At 57.8% G+C, this 17,277-nt stretch carries 15 protein-coding genes and 2 other annotated features; of the genes, 5 read left to right on the top strand and 10 right to left on the bottom strand.

Annotated elements, in window-relative coordinates; genetic code table 11:
- Positions 1-7: 7 nt before the first annotated feature.
- The 4 genes from ACESSO_RS04870 to ACESSO_RS04855 all read right to left on the bottom strand — a co-directional run bounded on the left by ACESSO_RS04870 (position 8) and on the right by ACESSO_RS04855 (position 4,935).
- Positions 8-874 (bottom strand): class I SAM-dependent methyltransferase, encoded by an 867-nt coding sequence (locus tag ACESSO_RS04870; RefSeq protein ID WP_373163915.1) that lies wholly within the window; start codon positions 872-874, stop codon positions 8-10.
- 181 nt (positions 875-1,055) lie between these two features.
- On the bottom strand, positions 1,056-2,408 hold the full coding sequence (locus ACESSO_RS04865) for an MATE family efflux transporter (RefSeq protein ID WP_373163914.1): 1,353 nt from the start codon (positions 2,406-2,408) through the stop codon (positions 1,056-1,058).
- A gap of 58 nt (positions 2,409-2,466) precedes the next feature.
- Positions 2,467-2,898 carry a MarR family winged helix-turn-helix transcriptional regulator gene (locus ACESSO_RS04860; RefSeq protein WP_373163913.1) on the bottom strand — a complete coding sequence of 144 codons (432 nt, stop codon included), beginning with the start codon at positions 2,896-2,898 and terminating at the stop codon, positions 2,467-2,469.
- Between the two features lie 153 nt (positions 2,899-3,051).
- Positions 3,052-4,935, bottom strand: coding sequence for a YgiQ family radical SAM protein (locus tag ACESSO_RS04855; protein WP_373163912.1), 1,884 nt, complete (start codon positions 4,933-4,935; stop codon positions 3,052-3,054).
- A 74-nt stretch (positions 4,936-5,009) separates the two neighbouring features.
- Here ACESSO_RS04855 and ACESSO_RS04850 point away from each other — a divergent pair, with 74 nt between their 5' ends.
- Positions 5,010-5,144, top strand: coding sequence for a hypothetical protein (locus tag ACESSO_RS04850; RefSeq protein WP_373163911.1), 135 nt, complete (start codon positions 5,010-5,012; stop codon positions 5,142-5,144).
- Positions 5,145-5,270: 126 nt separating this feature from the next.
- On the opposite strand, the gene ACESSO_RS04845 is transcribed toward ACESSO_RS04850, so the two are convergent.
- The 6 genes from ACESSO_RS04845 to ACESSO_RS04820 all read right to left on the bottom strand — a co-directional run bounded on the left by ACESSO_RS04845 (position 5,271) and on the right by ACESSO_RS04820 (position 11,136).
- Positions 5,271-5,516 (bottom strand): IreB family regulatory phosphoprotein, encoded by a 246-nt coding sequence (locus tag ACESSO_RS04845; protein ID WP_031475480.1) that lies wholly within the window; start codon positions 5,514-5,516, stop codon positions 5,271-5,273.
- 77 nt (positions 5,517-5,593) lie between these two features.
- Entirely contained in the window at positions 5,594-8,002 is a 2,409-nt protein-coding gene (gene pheT, locus ACESSO_RS04840; protein ID WP_373163910.1) for a phenylalanine--tRNA ligase subunit beta, read from the bottom strand.
- Between the two features lie 226 nt (positions 8,003-8,228).
- Positions 8,229-9,248: a phenylalanine--tRNA ligase subunit alpha gene (pheS, locus tag ACESSO_RS04835; protein ID WP_373163909.1), complete on the bottom strand. Its 1,020-nt coding sequence runs from the start codon at positions 9,246-9,248 to the stop codon at positions 8,229-8,231.
- A gap of 62 nt (positions 9,249-9,310) precedes the next feature.
- Positions 9,311-9,550, bottom strand: a binding site (T-box leader).
- Positions 9,551-9,626: 76 nt separating this feature from the next.
- A complete protein-coding gene (locus tag ACESSO_RS04830) occupies positions 9,627-10,091 on the bottom strand; it encodes a hypothetical protein (protein WP_373163908.1) in 465 nt (154 codons plus the stop codon).
- A gap of 13 nt (positions 10,092-10,104) precedes the next feature.
- Positions 10,105-10,899 carry a hypothetical protein gene (locus tag ACESSO_RS04825; protein WP_373163907.1) on the bottom strand — a complete coding sequence of 265 codons (795 nt, stop codon included), beginning with the start codon at positions 10,897-10,899 and terminating at the stop codon, positions 10,105-10,107.
- 75 nt (positions 10,900-10,974) lie between these two features.
- Positions 10,975-11,136, bottom strand: coding sequence for a hypothetical protein (locus ACESSO_RS04820; protein ID WP_373163906.1), 162 nt, complete (start codon positions 11,134-11,136; stop codon positions 10,975-10,977).
- 119 nt (positions 11,137-11,255) lie between these two features.
- Between ACESSO_RS04820 and ACESSO_RS04815 the strand changes: the two genes are divergently transcribed.
- From ACESSO_RS04815 to ACESSO_RS04800, 4 genes are all read left to right on the top strand, one after another.
- A complete protein-coding gene (locus tag ACESSO_RS04815) occupies positions 11,256-11,438 on the top strand; it encodes an Arc family DNA-binding protein (RefSeq protein WP_373163905.1) in 183 nt (60 codons plus the stop codon).
- A gap of 40 nt (positions 11,439-11,478) precedes the next feature.
- Positions 11,479-11,694 (top strand) — a binding site (T-box leader).
- A gap of 274 nt (positions 11,695-11,968) precedes the next feature.
- A complete protein-coding gene (locus tag ACESSO_RS04810; protein ID WP_373163904.1) occupies positions 11,969-14,590 on the top strand; it encodes a valine--tRNA ligase in 2,622 nt (873 codons plus the stop codon).
- A 181-nt stretch (positions 14,591-14,771) separates the two neighbouring features.
- The gene (locus ACESSO_RS04805) at positions 14,772-15,842 is read left to right on the top strand and encodes a hypothetical protein (RefSeq protein ID WP_373163903.1); all 1,071 of its coding nucleotides are present in this window, start codon (positions 14,772-14,774) and stop codon (positions 15,840-15,842) included.
- Between the two features lie 102 nt (positions 15,843-15,944).
- Complete coding sequence (locus ACESSO_RS04800) at positions 15,945-17,249, top strand: folylpolyglutamate synthase/dihydrofolate synthase family protein (RefSeq protein WP_373163902.1); 1,305 nt, start codon at positions 15,945-15,947, stop codon at positions 17,247-17,249.
- Positions 17,250-17,277: the final 28 nt, after the last annotated feature.

Below are 17,277 nucleotides of genomic sequence, written 5' to 3'. Positions count from 1 at the left end.
GTCCGTCTTATGTTTCTGCGATAAACCGCGCGCTTGAGCCGCACGGCAGAACAAGTCCGGTCGCCTCGACCGGCAGGCCGAGTTCCTGCGCTTCAATGTGTCCTGCGGCGCGCTTTGCCGCCGTGATGCCGAGCAGATAGGCCATCACCGACGGGGCAAGCCCGGTCGAATAGCTGGAAATCAGCACAAACAGGGGATTATCCGACAAAACACCCATGGTCAGCTCGACGAAGTCGGCCACGTCCTCTTCAATTTTCCACGTCTCGCCCGACGGTCCGCGTCCGTAGCTTGGCGGGTCCATGATGATGGCGTCGTACTTGCGGCCGCGCCGAATTTCGCGCTGGACAAACTTCTTGCAGTCGTCTACGATCCAGCGGATGGACCGTTCAGCAAGGCCGCTGGACGCGGCGTTTTCGCGTGCCCACTGCACCATGCCCTTGGAAGCATCCACATGGCAGACCGACGCGCCCGCGTTTGCCGCGGCAAGCGTTGCGCCGCCCGTATAGGCAAACAGGTTGAGGACACTGACCGGACGGCCCGCGCCCCGCACCATGCGGTCGATAAAGTCCCAGTTGGCGGCCTGCTCAGGGAATAGGCCGGTGTGCTTGAAGCTCATGGGCTTGAGCTGAAAGGTGAGGTCGCCGTAATGGATCGCCCACTGCTCGGGCAGCTTGCGAATCTCCCATTGTCCGCCGCCCGCCTTGGAGCGGTGATAGATGGCGTTCGGCTTGTCCCAGGCGCGGCAGCCCTCCGCCCGCGGCCAGATGGCCTGCGGGTCGGGACGCACCAGCACCTGATTGCCCCAGCGCTCCACCTTTTCGCCGCCGCCGCAGTCGATGACGGCGTATTCTTTCCAGTTGTTTGCGATCCACATAAAAGATATCCCTCATTCAGATGTGAGATTTACACAATATATCAGCTTCTATTCTAACACCAAACTGCGGCGCGTGCAATCAAAAAAGAAACGCAGTCAAAATACGCGGCTTTAGGTAAAACGGCAAAAAACGCACATACCCGCTCAGAGCGAGTATGTGCGCGTAAAGAGAAAAATCTGTTTAGGCTTTGTTTTCGGATGTATGGGACAGACGGCGAGCGATGACGATGAACATGATGATACTCATGACCACTGAGAACAGGTCGGCCGCCGGCTGGGAGAAGATGATGCCGGTCATGCCGAACCATGCGCCCGCGATGATGACACAGGGTACGAACACAAAGCCCTGACGGCTGACCGCGAGGATAAGGGACGCGGCTGCGCGGCCCATCGCCTGCAGGGCGTTTTGCAGCACAAACATGATGCCCAGCACCGGAGAGGAGAACATCAGCGCGCGCAGCATGGGTACGCCCGCTTCAATAACGGCGGCGTCGTCAATAAAGATGGAGATAATCGAGTCGGCGGTAAACCAGTATATCACAGTCAGAATCACGCCGATGATCGTTGTGCAGACGGCCGAGAAGTTGACCACCCCGCGCACACGGCGGATGTTATTCGCGCCGTAGGCAAAGCCGATAAGCGGCTGCACACCCATGGCAAGGCCGAGTTGTACAAAAATCACCAGCATGTTGGCCTTCATGGCCACGCCCATGCCTGCGACTGCGTCATCGCCGTAGCCTGCGAGGTATTTGTTGAGCAGGATGTTGGACAGGCTCATCAGAATGTTGTTGAGCGAGGCAGGCAGGCCGATGGAGATCACGCCGCCGATGATGCCGCGCACGGCGAAGTCGCGCGGATGGATGGACAGCACGGTTTTGCCGCGCAGAAAGTAGAACAGGTAGAAAAAGCAGGCGCAGATGTTGCCGATGACCGTGGCGATGGCTGCGCCTGCAACACCCCAGCCCAGTGCGAGAATCATAATGGGGTCAAGGATGATGTTGACCACCGTGCCAACCATGTTGCCAATCATAGAGGCGGTGGCTGCGCCCTCGCCGCGAATCAGGTTGCAAAAGCCGTTTGCGAAAATGATGAACGGCGCGCCGAGCGAAATCCAGAACAGGTAGTCGTGGGCATAGCCGATGGTGTATTCGCTGGTGCCGATGATCGACAGGATGAACGGCATGGCGGCAAGGAACACGAAAATCATAATCACGCCCCAGATGAGTGAGCCGTAGCAGCAGAACGCGCTGACCTTTTTGGCGCGTTCGCCCTCGTTTGCGCCCAGCAGGCGAGAGATGAGAGACGAACCGCCGATGCCGAACATGTTGCCGAAGGCCATCAGGATGAGGAACACCGGCGTTGCCACCGAAACCGCCGCCACCTGATTGGCATCGCCCGTCTGGCCGACGAAAAAGGTATCGACCATGTTATACAGTACGACCACCAGCATGCTCAGCATGGTTGGCACGGCCATTTGCGCGACTGCCTTAGGGATAGGGGCATCGCGGAACACAGAGTCGTTATTATTTCTCATTATATTACCTCCTGTAATAAGACAAATGTAGGTAGCTACATAAAAAGGCGAAAAAATATCAGCTCTCGCTGATATTGTGGTAGACGCGGGACAGATATTCTTCCAGCTGCGCCATTTCCTCGGCGGTAAAACCGCGCGTAACGCGGGCGTCTATCGTGTCGCGGGTCTCACGCATGACGCGCTGCACTTCGTCGAATTTTTCGGTCAGTCGGATGACGCGGCAGCGTCGGTCGCGCTGCGAAACCGAACTGGTGACAAAGCCTTTCTGCTCCAGCCGATGGATAAAGCCGATTACAGTCGGATGCTTGAGTTGGAAATGCTGACCGATGTCCTGCACCGTGGTTTCCTCCTCGCCGCGCTCGGCCAGATATTCCAGCAGATCGCTTTGCGCACAGGTCAGTCCGAGTGGGCGCAGCGCTGCATCGGCATGTGCAATGAACAGAATGTTAATCATCTTAAAAAGATCGCCGGGAAAAACCGGACTGTCCAAGTGAAAACCCCCTTTATCAGTAAGTAGCTTGCTACATAATTTTATCAACAGAAAGCCGTTTCGTCAACGGCTTTCGTAAAGTTTGGAGAGAAAGCGCACAGCGCAAGAAGAAGGCGCGGCATGCATTGTGCAGATTTCTGACGATTGACTGCATTATTTTTTGCGCTTGGCCTTGGCCCAGCCTTTTTTCTTGGGGGCGGTCGGGCGGTGAGCCGCAGGGCGCGCGCTCTTTCCGGATTTTGCCGCACGACCGGACGGAACAGGCGGCTTTTCGCCACGCGTAGGACGAATCAGACATTCTTTGCTGAAGCCAATCAGGTCCTCGCGGCCGGCCTTTTTGAGCGCGGCGAGCACAATCGGCCGCTTGTCCGGCCGCCGCCATTGCAGCAGTGCGCGCTGCATGGCCTTTTCCTCGGGCGTTTTGGCAACATAGACCGGCTTCATTGTGCGCGGGTCGATTTCGGTGTAGTACATCGCGGTTGACAGTGTGCCCGGCGTGGGGTAGAAGTCCTGCACCTGCTCGGGCATATAGCCGACGCGGTTGAGGTACTCGGCCAGCAGAATCGCGTCGTCCAGCGTCGCGCCGGGGTGCGAGCTCATCAGATAGGGCACCAGATATTGCTTGCGGCCCAGTTTCTGATTGATGCGGGCGTATCGCTCACGGAACTGCTCATATACGGAGAATGATGGTTTTCCCATATAATACAGAGCGTTATCGCTCATGTGTTCGGGCGCAACCTTGAGCTGGCCTGAAATATGGTGCTCGACCAACTCACGGAAAAAGGCGTCGTTATGATCGGCCATCATATAGTCGTAGCGCAGGCCGGAGCGCACAAATACCTTTTTGATGCCTTCAATTTGACGCAGCTCACGCAGCAGATTGAGGTAATCCGCGTGGTCGGCCTCCAGGTTTTTGCAGGCTGATGGGAACAAACAGCGCTTGTTCTTGCATAAACCGTGTTCCTCCTGCTGCTTGCAGGACGGGAAACGGAAATTGGCAGTCGGTCCTCCGACGTCGTGGATATAGCCCTTGAAGCCGGGCATCTGCACGATTTGTTTGGCTTCTGCAATCACGCTTTCGTGGCTGCGCGCCTGAATATAGCGTCCCTGATGGAAGGCGAGCGCACAGAAGTTGCATGCACCGAAGCAGCCGCGATTGTGGATGATGGAGAACTGTACTTCCTGAATCGCGGGCACGCCGCCGAGTGATTCATAGGACGGATGATAGGTGCGCATATAGGGAAGAGCATAGACGTGATCCATCTCTTCCATGGTCAGCGGACGTGCAGGCGGGTTTTGGATAAGCATGCGCTTTCCGTGGCGCTGCAAAAGCGCTTTGCCGCGCACTGCGTCCTGCTCGTCATATTGGAGCTTGACCGAGCGGGCGTAATCCGGTTTGCTCGCGCACACGTCCTCGTAGGACGGACACTCTACCGCGTTTTGGATGCCGCCTGCGTCATGTGCCATATAGGCCGTGCCGCGCACACCGACGCAAGCGTCCGCGCCCTTTTTGCCGTGCTTGAGGTTGTTTGCCAATTCGACAACCGAGTGCTCACTCATGCCGAACATCAGCCCGTCTGCACCGGTCGATTCCAGTATCGAGGGCATGACGCGGTCGGCCCAGTAGTCGTAATGCGCAAAGCGGCGCAGGCTGGCTTCGATGCCGCCGAGATAGATAGGCGTATCCGGGAACGCGCGCCGCGCAAGCATCGCATAGACGGTCACCGCGCGGTCGGGGCGTTTGCCTGCCTTGCCGCCGGGGGTATAGGCGTCGTTCGAACGGCGCTTTTTGGCGGCGGTGTAGTGCGCGACCATCGAGTCGATGTTGCCGCCGTTGATGAGCACCGCATAGCGCGGGCGGCCCATGGCGGCGAAGTCGCGCTCGTCATGGAAATCCGGCTGGCTGAGGATGGCAACCTTGTAGCCCGCGTCCTCCAGAACGCGCGAGATAATAGCGGTTCCGAAGGAAGGGTGGTCGACATAAGCGTCGCCCGTGACGAGCAGAAAATCGCAGTAATACCAGCCGCGATCGACCATATCCTGTTTGTTTATTGGGAGAAAACCGTTCATAATTTCCCTTTCGCTTTACAAAAAGTAAAAGATAGTCTATCATGGAAATAAGCAGTCCGGCAAGACAAAAGGCGGTTGACCATGCTCCTGCAAGGGAGGTGGTTTTTATGGAGATGCTGTGGCAGATCATTTTGCTGCTGATCCTTCTTGAAATCATCAAAACCATAAAAAAATGACCGCCCACTTGCCCCGGGTACGGTCATTTTTTTGAAATGATAGATACTTAGGGTCAACCGTCTTTGCCGGACTGCCCTTTTTCTACTTTCATTATAACGGATTTACTCCGTTTGTCAAGCCCTGCCTCAGTTATCGAGGTAGAACTGTACCAACTCCTGCATCAACTCGTCGCGGTCGATCTTGCAGATCAGGCTGCGCGCGTTGTTATGGTTGGTGATGTACGTCGGGTCCTCGGAGAGGAGATAGCCCACGATCTGGTTGATCGGGTTATACCCTTTCTCCTTAAGCGCGTCATATACTGCGGTCAGCGTGCGCTTCATTTCCTTGTTGGACTCGTCTACAAGGCTGAATTTTCTTGTGCCGTCAAGCATGTCTGTCTCCTTTCCGATCCTACCGGTTGGCTTTTTGCTATAAACAGCATAATACAAAACGGCCGAAAAGTAAAGTCTTATCCGCGCAAAACCGCACCGAAATCTTTTTCCAGCGCTGCCAGTGCATTTTTCATTGCCTTATCGCACTCTTCGTCGGTCAGCGTGCGGTCGGGGGTGCGCATGGACAGCGAGTAGGCAACCGACTTCTTGCCCTCGGGGATGCCCTTGCCCTTGTACACGTCGAATAGCTTGACGTTTTCCAGAATGTGTCCTGCGGCCTTTTCGATCGCAGCCTGCATGGAGGCTGCGGGTACCGCATCGTCGACCAGCACGGCGATATCGCGGGTCGACGCTGGGAACTTGGGCAGCGGGTGATAGAGCTTGACTGGGTCAATTGCTTCAAACAGAGCGTCCAGCGGCAGCTCGGCGGCGAGTACTTCGCCGGACAGGCCATAGCGTGCGGCGACGGTCGGATGCACCGTGCCGAACACACCGGCGGGCTTGCCGTCGATCAGGATGTTGGCGCAGCGGCCCGGATGATAGGACGGGTTGTTCTTTTCCGGCATGAACTGCACGTTCTTGACATTCAGCTCACGGCAGATGGCTTCTACTACGCCCTTGAACTGGAAGAAGGACAGGCGGCCGTAGCTGCCGAGGGTGATGATTTTCTCTTCGCGCGGCAAAACGTCCGGGTCGGCCTTGCCGTCCTTGACGGTCGGGATATAGACTGTGCCCAGCTCAAACAGCGACGCGGTCGGATTGCGGTGCGCATGGTTGTGCGCCAGCGATTGCAGCATAGAGGGCAGCACGGTCGTGCGCATGACGCTGAAATCCTCGCCGAGCGGGTTGAGAATGGTCGTGGAGATGCGGCGCGGGTCGTCCTTATCCCAGCCGATCATGTCATAGAACTTCGGGGAGATGAAAGAATGGCTCATCGCCTCGTCAAAACCGGCCTCGCGGCAGGTCAGCGAGACATTCTGCTCCGCCAGCTGCTTGGGCGTGTACTCGCCCTGCACCATTTCGCCGGCATACAGCGTGGTCGGAATCTTGTCGTAGCCGTACATGCGCGCGACTTCCTCCGCCAGATCGCACATGCGCGCAATGTCCACGCGGAAGGACGGGATAATGACCTTGCCGTCCTCAACACGGAACTCGAGGCGTTCCAGATATGCCTTCTGCTCGTCGGCCGAAAGGTCAAGGCCGAGCAGTGCGTTCATCTTGTCCGGCTCAAAGGGCAGCGTCTTGGGGGTCAGGTCGGCGGCGCATGCGTCAATGATGCCGTCGACAACCTCGCCCGCGCCGAGCATTTCGACCAGCTCGCACGCACGCTGCACGGCGGGCATGGTCAGCGACGGGTCAAGGCCCTTTTCAAAGCGGCCGGATGCCTCGGTGCGCATGCCGAGCGCCTTGGCCGTCACGCGCACGGTTGCGCCGTGGAAGCAGGCGGATTCGAACACGACCGTTTTGGTGTCGTCCTCAATTTCGGAGTTTGCGCCGCCCATAACGCCCGCAACTGCAACCGGCTTGTCGTTGTCGCAGATGGCCAGCATCTTGTCGGTCAGGTCGTGATCCTGCCCGTCAAGGGTCTGGATGGACTCGCCGTTCCGAGCGCGGCGCACGACAATCTTGCCGTCGGACAGGCAGGAGTAATCGAACGCATGCATCGGCTGACCGTATTCAAGCATGACGTAGTTGGTGATATCAACGATGTTGTTAATCGGGCGTACGCCGCAGGCATGCAGACGCTCGCGCATCCACGCGGGGGACGGCTCGATTTTGATGTTCTTGACCAGACGCGCGGTGTAGCGCGGGCACAGATCGGTGTCGACCACCTCAACCGACATATACTTGTTGATGTCGTCGCCCGAACCCTTGACCACCGGCTCCTTGACCGAAAACGGACGGTCAAAGGTCGCGGCGGTTTCGCGCGCAAGACCGATGACGCTGAAGCAGTCGGCACGGTTGGAGGTGATTTCAAAGTCGGCAACGTAGTCGTCGAGACCGAGCACCTTCTTGATATCCTCGCCCACGGGCGTGCCTTCGGGCAGGAACAGGATGCCGTTCTCGCAGGCGTAGGGCACGCAGCCGTGCGTCAGCCCCAGCTCCTGGAACGAGCACATCATGCCGTTAGAGACTTCGCCGCGCAGCTTGCCCTTGGTGATTTTGACGCCGCCGGGCAGCGTGGACTTGTGCAGCGCGACCGGGCAGATTTCGCCCACCGAATCGGGGGTGACATTGGGCGCGCCGGTGACGATCTGAATGGGTTCGCTCTGACCCACGTCGATCTGGCAGATTTTCAGGTGGTCGGAGTCCGGATGGTCGACAACCGACAGCACTTTGCCGGTCACGACGTTTTCAATCTCCGCGCCGAGATAGTAAACCTCCTCGACCTTGGAGCCGGACATGGTCAGACGGGCGTCATACTCCTTGGGGGTGACGCCGGAAATATCGGTATAATCCGAAAGCCAGGAAAGCGGCAACTTCATAATAGATGAACGCTCCTTTATCGTAATGTTCAGGATACCGCGCCGTCAGGCGCATTTTAGAAAGGCTGCAAAGCAGCCGAAAAAACCGGGAGCACAAGGTGAATTGGTCGCAGACCAAGAGAGGGCGGCCTGGGCCGTGTATCACGGTTTTTTCTCAGCGTGGGATGCATCCGTACGGAGGTACGGTGCATCCTTTCGTTCGAAAGCGTGGTTTCGAACGAAGTTCTTAGAACTGTTCCAAAAACCGCACGTCGTTCTCGTAGAACAGGCGGATGTCGTCAATCTTGAAACGGCCCATGACCGTGCGCTCCAGACCGATGCCGAACGCATAGCCCGAATACTCCTCGGGGTCGATGCCGCTCATTTCGAGCACCTTGGGGTGCACCATGCCGCAGCCGAGGATTTCGATCCAGCCCTCGCCCTTGCACAGCGGGCAGCCCGCGCCGTGGCAGCGGTAGCACTGGATATCCATTTCGGCACTCGGCTCGGTGAACGGGAAGTGGTGCGGGCGGAACCGCACGACCGTGTCCTCGCCGTACAGCTTTTTGGCGAACAGTTCAAGGATGCCCTTGAGGTCAGACATGCGGATGCCCTTATCGACGACCAGCCCCTCAATCTGATGGAACAGCGGGGAGTGGGTGGCGTCAACCGCGTCCGAACGGTACACGCGGCCCGGTGCAATGATGCGGATGGGGGGCTTTTTCTGCTCCATCGTGCGCACCTGCATGGGCGAGGTCTGCGTGCGCAGCACCACGTTGTCCGAGATGTAGAAGGTGTCCTGCGTGTCGCGCGCGGGATGGTCCTTCGGGATGTTGAGCGCTTCAAAGTTGTAGTGGTCCAGCTCGACCTCCGGGCCTTCTGCAATCGAGAAGCCCAGACCGATGAAGATTTCCTTGAGCTCGTCCAGCACGATATTGAGCGGGTGCTTTTTGCCGATGACGACTTCCTCGCCCGGCAGAGTGACGTCGATGGTCTCAGCCTCCAGCTTATGTGCCAGCGCAGCCTGCTCGATGACTTCCTTCTGCTTGTCGATGATGGTTTCGATTTCGGCGCGCACGTCGTTAATGAGCTGGCCGACAACCGGACGCTCCTCTGCGGCCACGTCCTTCATGCCCTTTAAGAGTGCGGTCAGCTCGCCCTTTTTGCCGAGAAAGCGTACACGCGCCTCGTCGAGCGCACGGGCGTCGCCCGCAGCGGCAAGCTGGTCCTTGGCGGCCTGCAAAATGCCTTGCAGTTTTTCTTTCATGATGACTCTCCTTTATGAAAAATCGTTCAGGGACGCAATAAAAAAGCCTTTCGTCCCGAAAAAGTAGGGACGAAAGGCGTATAATACATCTTCCGTGGTACCACCCTGATTCCCGGACAGGCCGGGCGCTCATTGAACGCCGGTAACGGGGCGTTACTTCGCCTGCGCCTACTGGAAAAGCCGTTCAGCGCCGGTGCTCGCAGGGGAACTTCGCGTCAGGTCTCTTTGAACGGCTCGCAGCCAAAGGCCGTTTTCTCTGAAAAGAGGGGAGTGACGGTACTTTCCCTGTTCATCGCAGGTATCGTTATTCCATAACAGTATTATTAAAACACAGTTTTCCGGCAAATGCAAGGGGAAGTTGCACAAATTTGCGTACAATCAGGCGCCCAGCGCAAAGGTGAGCGGTTTGCAGCTTTCAAACTGCCAGTCAGTCATCTCGACGACCACGCCGCCGGTGAGCGCATCGGCCGGCACGTCCTCAAAAATATATGCCGTGATGCCGTATGCATCGGGCAGTATGGTAGCGTTGCAGTTGGGGAGTGCGGCGGGGTATATATCCCGGTTGGGGTCCTCGTTTTCGAAGAAGCATACGAGCGCCTCGGCCTGCGGATAGTAGGCCGCGCGGTGCAAGCTCACGCCGTCTTGCTCGACGGGCTGTGAAAGCAGCTCCTGCGCCGACAGGATGCCGTCCGGCACGGTGTTTTCAATTTGCGTCATGCGCGCGGTGCGCACTTCGGCCTGGATGGTCTGTTGTTTGCCGACGGTCTGCCACGCAAGACCGGACACCGCGACGAGCACCGCCATGGCGAGCAGCACAAGCAGAAATTTTCGTTTGCGGGTCATTCGATTCCTCCTTCTAATACATCAAATGCGCCAGCGCGCTGTAAACCGGCGTGATGAACAGCGTGCCGATGACAAAGCTCACAAGGTTGGCGGTGATGGCATACGCCACGCGGCGCGCGCGGGTGTGTCCGCGCAGAAAGCGCGCATAGGCAAGCACTTCGACGACGAAAATAACCGCTTCGACGGCAAACGCCCAGAAAAAGGCTTGTCTCCAATCGGCGGAGAGCAAAATGCGCCCATAGGTAAGCGTCATCAAAGTCTGCGTTGCAAGGTTGACCAGCAAAAACGGCTTGAGGTTTTCGTACAGCTTGAAACGGAACAGCAGCAGCACCGCTGCCTCGATGAGGAGCGTTACCATAAAGGTGCAGACAAATTGTTTGAGCAGGCCAATTCCAATCGGTGAGGTCGAGATTTCGCCGGTCTGTGCGTTGATGGTAAAGGTTTGCATTGCGCGGGTGCGCTCGGCCTCGCCGGTCAGCAGCACCGTGCCGTCCTCATGCAGCAGCGCCGCACGGAACGGCGAGGGAAAGGGAATGGTCCATAAAAACACCTGCTCGCTGTTGTACGGTGCATAGTCCCACACATACCAGCCGTCCGGCAGGGCGGCGGTGAGCGCTTCGGGCGGATTTTGCGGGGGATTGTCATACGGCTCGTTTCCGAGCAGGGCGACAGATACAATGCCGTCGTTCATCCCGGCGATGCTGATGTAAATGGACGAGGTCGGCAGGCCGTTGGCGCGCGCGGAAACAGGCAGCAGAACAAGGAGCAAAGCAAACAGGCAGAGAACAGAACGGAGCTTTTGACGCATGGCGATCGCCTCCCTGTGTTTTGATACCTTCATTATAGCAGAGGGGCGGCAAAGCACAAGTTACAGGACGGGTTTTCAGTCGATGGCGCGCTCCTCCGCGCCGGAGAGCGCCTGCCGCAGTCCGGAAAGGACGGTTTTGCGGTCGGCGGTTTCGTCCGACAGCTCCATGTAGCGGACAAGGTCGTCCACCGCGCGCACCAGATACAGATAGGCGTCCTTGTAGTTGAGTTCATCCATGAGATACACCTCCAAATTGTTAGTATATTCTTAGTACATTTTTAGTAGACTACCAACATCATACCACATAAAAGTCTTAAAGTGAACTTAAAATAAGTTCAAGTGTTTTGAGGTGTATTATGGGTGAGTCCAAACACATCGGTTTTCGCGTGGATGAGGAAACGCTGGAAAAGCTACGTTATGTTGCGTCCTACGAAGGCCGCTCTATCAATGGACACTTAATGTATCTTGCGCGGGAAGATATTCGCCGCTTTGAAAAAGAACATGGTCAAATTGACATTTCTGAGGCGCAAAAATCTTGACAAACCCCATTTTTGTGGATATACTGATTAAGTTAATACGCAAAATGCAATGACAAAGAGGAGTATTCCTGTCCCCGCGCGTCAAGAGAGAGGGCGGTTCGGTGCAAGCCCTTCGGCGGGAAGGAAGAAGGTCGCTTTGGAGCAGGAGGGCTGAAACCAGTAGGCCGTCCCGTCCCGCCCACGTTACGGGTCAATGAGTGCGCGGCAGTTTTGCCGCGAATTTAGGTGGTACCACGGAGCACGCTTCGTCCTATACGGACGGCGTGCTTTTTTGTTTGCCCGTATTTCGCGGGCAGCGGGAAACGTGCGGCTACGCGCCGCAGGCGCACAAGAGGTGGGGGGAACCAAGGTTCCCCCGGCCTCTTGTGAATCACCTCCCCCTCCTTCAGGGCGCGCTTCGCGCGCAAAAGTGTGTTTTGCCAAACGGCTTCCACCCATCTGACGGGAGAAACAGCAAGGGATATTTGCCACCCCAGAGCGGCGTCGGTGCTGCAAAAAAACGTTAATTCAATTCAAAAGGAGATAGACCCATGAGCGAACTGCCCAAGACCTACGACCCGAAAGCGGTCGAGGACAAGCTGTACAGCTTCTGGAACGACTCCGGCTTTTTCCATGCCGAGGTCAACCCGGACAAGAAACCCTATACCATCGTCATTCCGCCCCCGAACGTGACCGGCCAGCTGCACATGGGCCATGCGTTCGACGAGACTTTGCAGGACATCCTCATCCGCACCAAGCGCATGCAGGGCTATGAAGCGCTGTGGATGCCCGGCACCGACCACGCGGGTATTGCCACCCAGATTAAGGTGGAAGAGAACCTGCGCAAGGAAGAGGGCCTGACCCGTTACGACCTCGGCCGCGAGAAGTTCCTCGAGCGCGTTTGGGACTGGAAGAACAAGTATGGTGACCGCATCATCAGCCAGCTCAAAAAGCTCGGCTCGTCCTGCGACTGGGAGCGCGAGCGCTTCACGATGGACGAGGGTTGCTCCAAGGCGGTACGCGAGGTGTTTGTCAACCTGTATAACAAGGGGCTGATTTACAAGGGCCACCGCATCATCAACTGGTGCCCGCACTGCACGACCGCGCTTTCCGACGCGGAGGTCGAATATGAGACCCAGCCGGGCAAGCTGTGGCACATCCGCTACCCGCTGGCGGACGGTTCGGGCGATTTGGTCGTGGCGACCACCCGCCCGGAGACCTTCATGGGCGATACCGGCGTTGCAGTCAACCCGAACGACGAGCGCTACAAGCATCTGATTGGCAAGACCTGCATCCTGCCGATTATGAACCGTGAAATCCCGATTTTCGGCGATGATTACGTTGATATGGAGTTTGGTACGGGCTGCGTCAAGGTCACGCCCTGCCACGACCCGAACGACTTCGAGATGGGCCAGCGCCACAACCTCGAGCAGATTCTCGTATTCAACGAGGACGCGACCGTCAACGAAAACGGCGGCAAGTATGAGGGCATGGACCGCTACGAGTGCCGTAAGGCGGTCATCAAGGACCTCGAAGAGGGCGGTTATCTGGTTAAAATTGAGGACCACGAGCACAACGTCGGCACCTGCTATCGCTGCGGCACGACGGTCGAGCCGATGACTTCGGCACAGTGGTTTGTCAAGATGGCGCCGCTGGCCAAGCCCGCAATGGACGTTGTCACCGAGGGCAAGACCAAGTTTGTACCCGACCGCTTCTCCAAGACCTATCTGCGCTGGATGGAAAATGTGCATGACTGGTGCATTTCGCGTCAGCTGTGGTGGGGCCATCGCATCCCGGCATTCTACTGCGACGACTGCGGCGAGATGACCGTCTCCAAGGAAGATGTGCACGTTTGCCCCAAGTGCGGCTCGAAGAACGTCCGTCAGGAAGAGGACGTGCTGGATACCTGGTTCTCGTCTGCACTGTGGCCGTTCTCCACGCTCGGCTGGCCGGACAAGACGCCCGAGCTGGACTACTTCTATCCGACCTCCACGCTGGTTACCGGCTATGATATCATTTTCTTCTGGGTAGCCCGCATGATTTTCTCGGGCGTCGAGCACATGGGCCAGACCCCGTTCGACACCGTGTATATTCACGGGCTGGTGCGCGACGCGCAGGGCCGCAAGATGTCCAAGTCGCTCGGCAATGGCATCGACCCGCTGGAAATCATCGACCAGTACGGCGCGGACGCGCTGCGCTTCACGCTGGCGACCGGCAACAGCCCCGGAAACGACATGCGTTTCTCGGATGAGCGTGTGCAGGCGTCGCGTAACTTCTGCAACAAGATTTGGAACGCGTCGCGCTTTATCCAGATGAACCTGACCATCGGCAAGGACAAGGCCGCCGAGCTGCCCGAGACGCTGGCGCTCGAGGACAAGTGGATCGTGTCCAAATACAATACGCTCATTGCCGAGGTCACCCGCAACATCGACCAGTACGAGCTGGGTCTGGCTGCCGCTAAGCTCAACGACTTTATCTGGGACAACTTCTGCGACTGGTATATCGAAATCGCCAAGACCCGTTTGCAGGCGGGCGACGAGAATGTGCAGAAGGTGCTGTGCTATGTGCTGTCCGGCGCGATGCAGCTGCTGCATCCGTTCATGCCGTTCATCACCGAAACCATCTGGCAGGCGCTGCCGCACGAAGGCCCCTCGGTCATGGTTTCCCAGTGGCCGGAGTACGACGAAAAGCTGCACTTTGCTGCTGAAGAGGCGCAGATGGAGACACTGATGGACGCGGTGCGCGCCATCCGCAACCGCCGCAGCGAGATGAACGTTCCGCCGTCCAAGAAGGCCAAGGTGCTCATCCTGACCGAGAAGAAGGACACCTTCGCTGCCGGCGAAGGCTTCTTCCCGAAACTCGCTTATGCATCCGGCATCGAGCTGATTGACGCAGTACCCGCGGACGCGGCCAAGATGGCCTCGGTCGTCACGGGCGACGCGCAGCTCTATATGCCGATGGGCGACCTCATCGACTTCGCCGCCGAGCGCGCGCGCCTGGAAAAGGAGAAGGCTAAGGTCGAGGACGACATCGAGTTCGTCATGAAAAAGCTGAGTAACCCGAAGTTCGTCGACAAGGCGCCTGAGAAGGTTGTCGCGGTCGAGCGCGAGAAGGCCGAAAAGCTGCGCGAGCACCTCGCAAAGCTGGAGGAATCCATCGCGGCACTGGGCTGATTGGTTCAATTCAAATGCAAGCGCCGCAGGCAAAAAGCCTGCGGCGCTTTTCGCTTCCCCGTATTTAATACGAAACAAAGGTTGAAAAATTGTTGAAACTGTCCATTACTTTTTTGCCGTTTTGGTCGGATATTTACATATAAAGGGATTTAATTGGCAGCAAGGGATGGAGGGACAGATTATGGTGGAACGAATTCAGCGAATACGGGCACTTTATCGTGCGGCAGGACAGCAGCTTCGGAGTACCGGTGTGGACACTTATCGCGCCGCCGGTCAGGCGGAGCCGCAGGATACAGTGACGCTGGATACCGACTGGCAGCAGACCGACTGGACGCGCGCGGTCAATGAGGTGCTGGAAAGCTTGCGTGACAGCTTTCCTGACATCGAGATTGCGACCGGCAGTGTGCAGGATGGAGACGAACTGAAGCAGCTCGCTATCGGGCTGGGCGGCGGAAAGCATCTGGTGATCGATCAGGCGTTTCTGGATAAAATGGCGCAGGGTCCGGAGGAGTTTCACGAGGGCTGCGACGCACTGATGCGGCTGCTGCGCACGCTGAGCGCCACGGATATCACGGGCGTATATGTCGGCGAGGAGAAAGCGCAGACATGGAAGTATTTCGAAAAATCTCCGGCAGCTGAGCAGATGGAGAAGGCAAGGCAGCTGCTGCACTGGTTTGCGGAGATGAACAAACCGAAGGAGCAGAAAAAGACGATTTTCGTCACCAACCCGCGCAACTACTCGACCAAGGGAAAGTATCATCGCTTGGCCCGTGCAGCGAGTGTGGGGCAGGTGAATATGCTGATTTCGGATATCAACAGCACGATTGACAGCCTGCAGGGCGAGGCCATGTCCTCCGGCGAAAACGCAGCCAAAGCACGGCGCGCTATTCGTTCGCTGCGCACGCTGCTGCAGCGTGCGACACGGAAAATCAGCCGTCTGCAAGCGGAAAAGCTGCTCAGTGCCAAGAAAAAACGCGCCGAGCGTGAGCAAAAGCAGGAGGAGGCAAACCGCTTGCGTCGTGCGCAGAAGGAGCAGCGCACCAAGCGGATGCGCGCGGATGTGACAACGGCAAACGGCGGCATCGTACAGATGCCCGCGCAGAACAAGCGCTGGAAGAACAGTCCCTATGATGCGTTTTCCGCTGTGGCAGCGCCTGCCTGTCCGCTGCCCTCGGTTTCTGCGGGCGATATGGACGGCGCGGGGGACGCTACGGGCGGCGCGGTCGAGATGGGACCGGAGATTGCGCTTTGAGTCAGTCGAGCAACGGAAGAGGGGGAAACTGCGGTTTCTCCTTTTTCTTTTTGGCGAGGCATGGTATAATGTTGCATATCGTTTTTCAGGAAAGGGTTTACTATGAATACCGCAATTCCCAAAACCGCCGTTGATTATATTCACTCGCTCGGTCGATTTTCCGGCGCGCCCGGCCTGCACCGCATCCGCGCTTTGTGCGCGGCGCTGGGCAATCCGCAGGACGGACTGAAATTCGTGCATTTGGCGGGCACGAACGGCAAAGGTTCGACCGCGTGCATGTTGGATTCTGTGCTGCGCGCGGCGGGATATCATGTAGGACTGTATACTTCGCCCTACCTCGTGCAGTTTCATGAGCGCATCCGCGTAGACGGCGTCATGATTCCGGATGTGAATTTAACGCGTTTGTCTGCGCGTGTGGCGCAGGCCTGTGAAGGGCTGACACTGCCGGAGGGTGAGCGCATCGGTGAGTTCGAGTTCACCACGGCGCTGGCATTTCTGTACTTTGCCGAGCAGCGGTGCGATATCGTCGTGCTTGAGACTGGACTTGGCGGCCGGTGCGACGCGACCAACGTCATCCTGGCACCTGAGGTGTGTGTTATCACCCCGATTTCGCGCGATCATATGGCGGTGCTGGGCGACACGGTTGCCGAAATCGCGGCCGAAAAGGCTGCGATCATCAAGCCCGCCTGTGCGGTGGTTTGTGCGGACGGTCAGCCGGATGAGGCGTTGCCAGTCATCCGGCGCGCGTGCGACGCGGCGGGCGCGGTCTGGTATGACGGCATGCAGGATATGCAGCTGCTGCGCTGCGATATCACGGGTTCGGCGTTTGTGCGCGGAGGACAGGGTTACACCATCCCGATGCCCGGCCGCCATCAGCTGCAAAACGCACAAACTGCGCTGCGTACGCTTGCCGCGCTGCGGGAGCGCGGCTGGAACATCCCGCAGGAAGCTGAGGTGCGCGGACTGGCGCGGGCGCGCATGCCCGGACGGCTGGAGCGCATGATGGATCAGCCGCTGGTGCTGCTCGACGGGGCGCACAATGCCGCGGGCGTGGCGGCACTCACCCGCACGGTGGACGAAATGCTCAAAATGCGCCGTCTGTTGGTCGTGATGGGTATGGTCAAAGATAAGGAATATGGGAGATGCATTTATCAGATGGCACGCCGCGCAGATGTGTTCTTTGCCTGCGCGCCTGAGGAGGATACACGCGCGCTGCCTGCGCAGACTGCGGCGGCCATTGCCGAACAGCACTGCGGTGAGGTGTATGACTGCCATACGATTGAGCGCGCGCTTGAACTGGCGCTGGAAAAGGCCGCGCCACGCGATTGCGTGCTGGTGTGCGGTTCGCTGTACCTGATTGGCGAGGCGGAAAAAATCCTGCGCACGCGACAGAAAGCGGCAGAATAAAACGGTAAAAAATGGTAAACTAAGGCTT

The organism is Agathobaculum sp. Marseille-P7918 (genome assembly GCF_964248325.1).
Taxonomy (GTDB): domain Bacteria; phylum Bacillota; class Clostridia; order Oscillospirales; family Butyricicoccaceae; genus Agathobaculum.
Note: the sequence above shows the minus strand (reverse complement) of the source record. Positions and strands in the feature narration are given on the sequence as shown.

Excerpts from the sequence above, each read along its gene's own strand:
- ACESSO_RS04865 (WP_373163914.1), bottom strand. The coding sequence starts at position 2,408 with ATGAGAAATAATAACGACTCTGTGTTCCGCGATGCCCCTATCCCTAAG.
- ACESSO_RS04855 (WP_373163912.1), bottom strand. The coding sequence starts at position 4,935 with ATGGTCGATCGCGGCTGGTATTACTGCGATTTTCTGCTCGTCACGGGC.
- pheT (WP_373163910.1), bottom strand. The coding sequence starts at position 8,002 with ATGAAGTTGCCGCTTTCCTGGCTTTCGGATTATACCGATATTTCCGGC.
- pheS (WP_373163909.1), bottom strand. The coding sequence starts at position 9,248 with ATGAAAGAAAAACTGCAAGGCATTTTGCAGGCCGCCAAGGACCAGCTT.
- ACESSO_RS04850 (WP_373163911.1), top strand. The coding sequence starts at position 5,010 with ATGGAAATAAGCAGTCCGGCAAGACAAAAGGCGGTTGACCATGCTCCT.
- ACESSO_RS04800 (WP_373163902.1), top strand. The coding sequence starts at position 15,945 with ATGAATACCGCAATTCCCAAAACCGCCGTTGATTATATTCACTCGCTC.
- ACESSO_RS04870 (WP_373163915.1), bottom strand. The coding sequence starts at position 874 with ATGTGGATCGCAAACAACTGGAAAGAATACGCCGTCATCGACTGCGGC.
- ACESSO_RS04820 (WP_373163906.1), bottom strand. The coding sequence starts at position 11,136 with ATGGATGAACTCAACTACAAGGACGCCTATCTGTATCTGGTGCGCGCG.
- ACESSO_RS04845 (WP_031475480.1), bottom strand. The coding sequence starts at position 5,516 with ATGCTTGACGGCACAAGAAAATTCAGCCTTGTAGACGAGTCCAACAAG.
- ACESSO_RS04810 (WP_373163904.1), top strand. The coding sequence starts at position 11,969 with ATGAGCGAACTGCCCAAGACCTACGACCCGAAAGCGGTCGAGGACAAG.
- ACESSO_RS04825 (WP_373163907.1), bottom strand. The coding sequence starts at position 10,899 with ATGCGTCAAAAGCTCCGTTCTGTTCTCTGCCTGTTTGCTTTGCTCCTT.
- ACESSO_RS04815 (WP_373163905.1), top strand. The coding sequence starts at position 11,256 with ATGGGTGAGTCCAAACACATCGGTTTTCGCGTGGATGAGGAAACGCTG.
- ACESSO_RS04805 (WP_373163903.1), top strand. The coding sequence starts at position 14,772 with ATGGTGGAACGAATTCAGCGAATACGGGCACTTTATCGTGCGGCAGGA.
- ACESSO_RS04830 (WP_373163908.1), bottom strand. The coding sequence starts at position 10,091 with ATGACCCGCAAACGAAAATTTCTGCTTGTGCTGCTCGCCATGGCGGTG.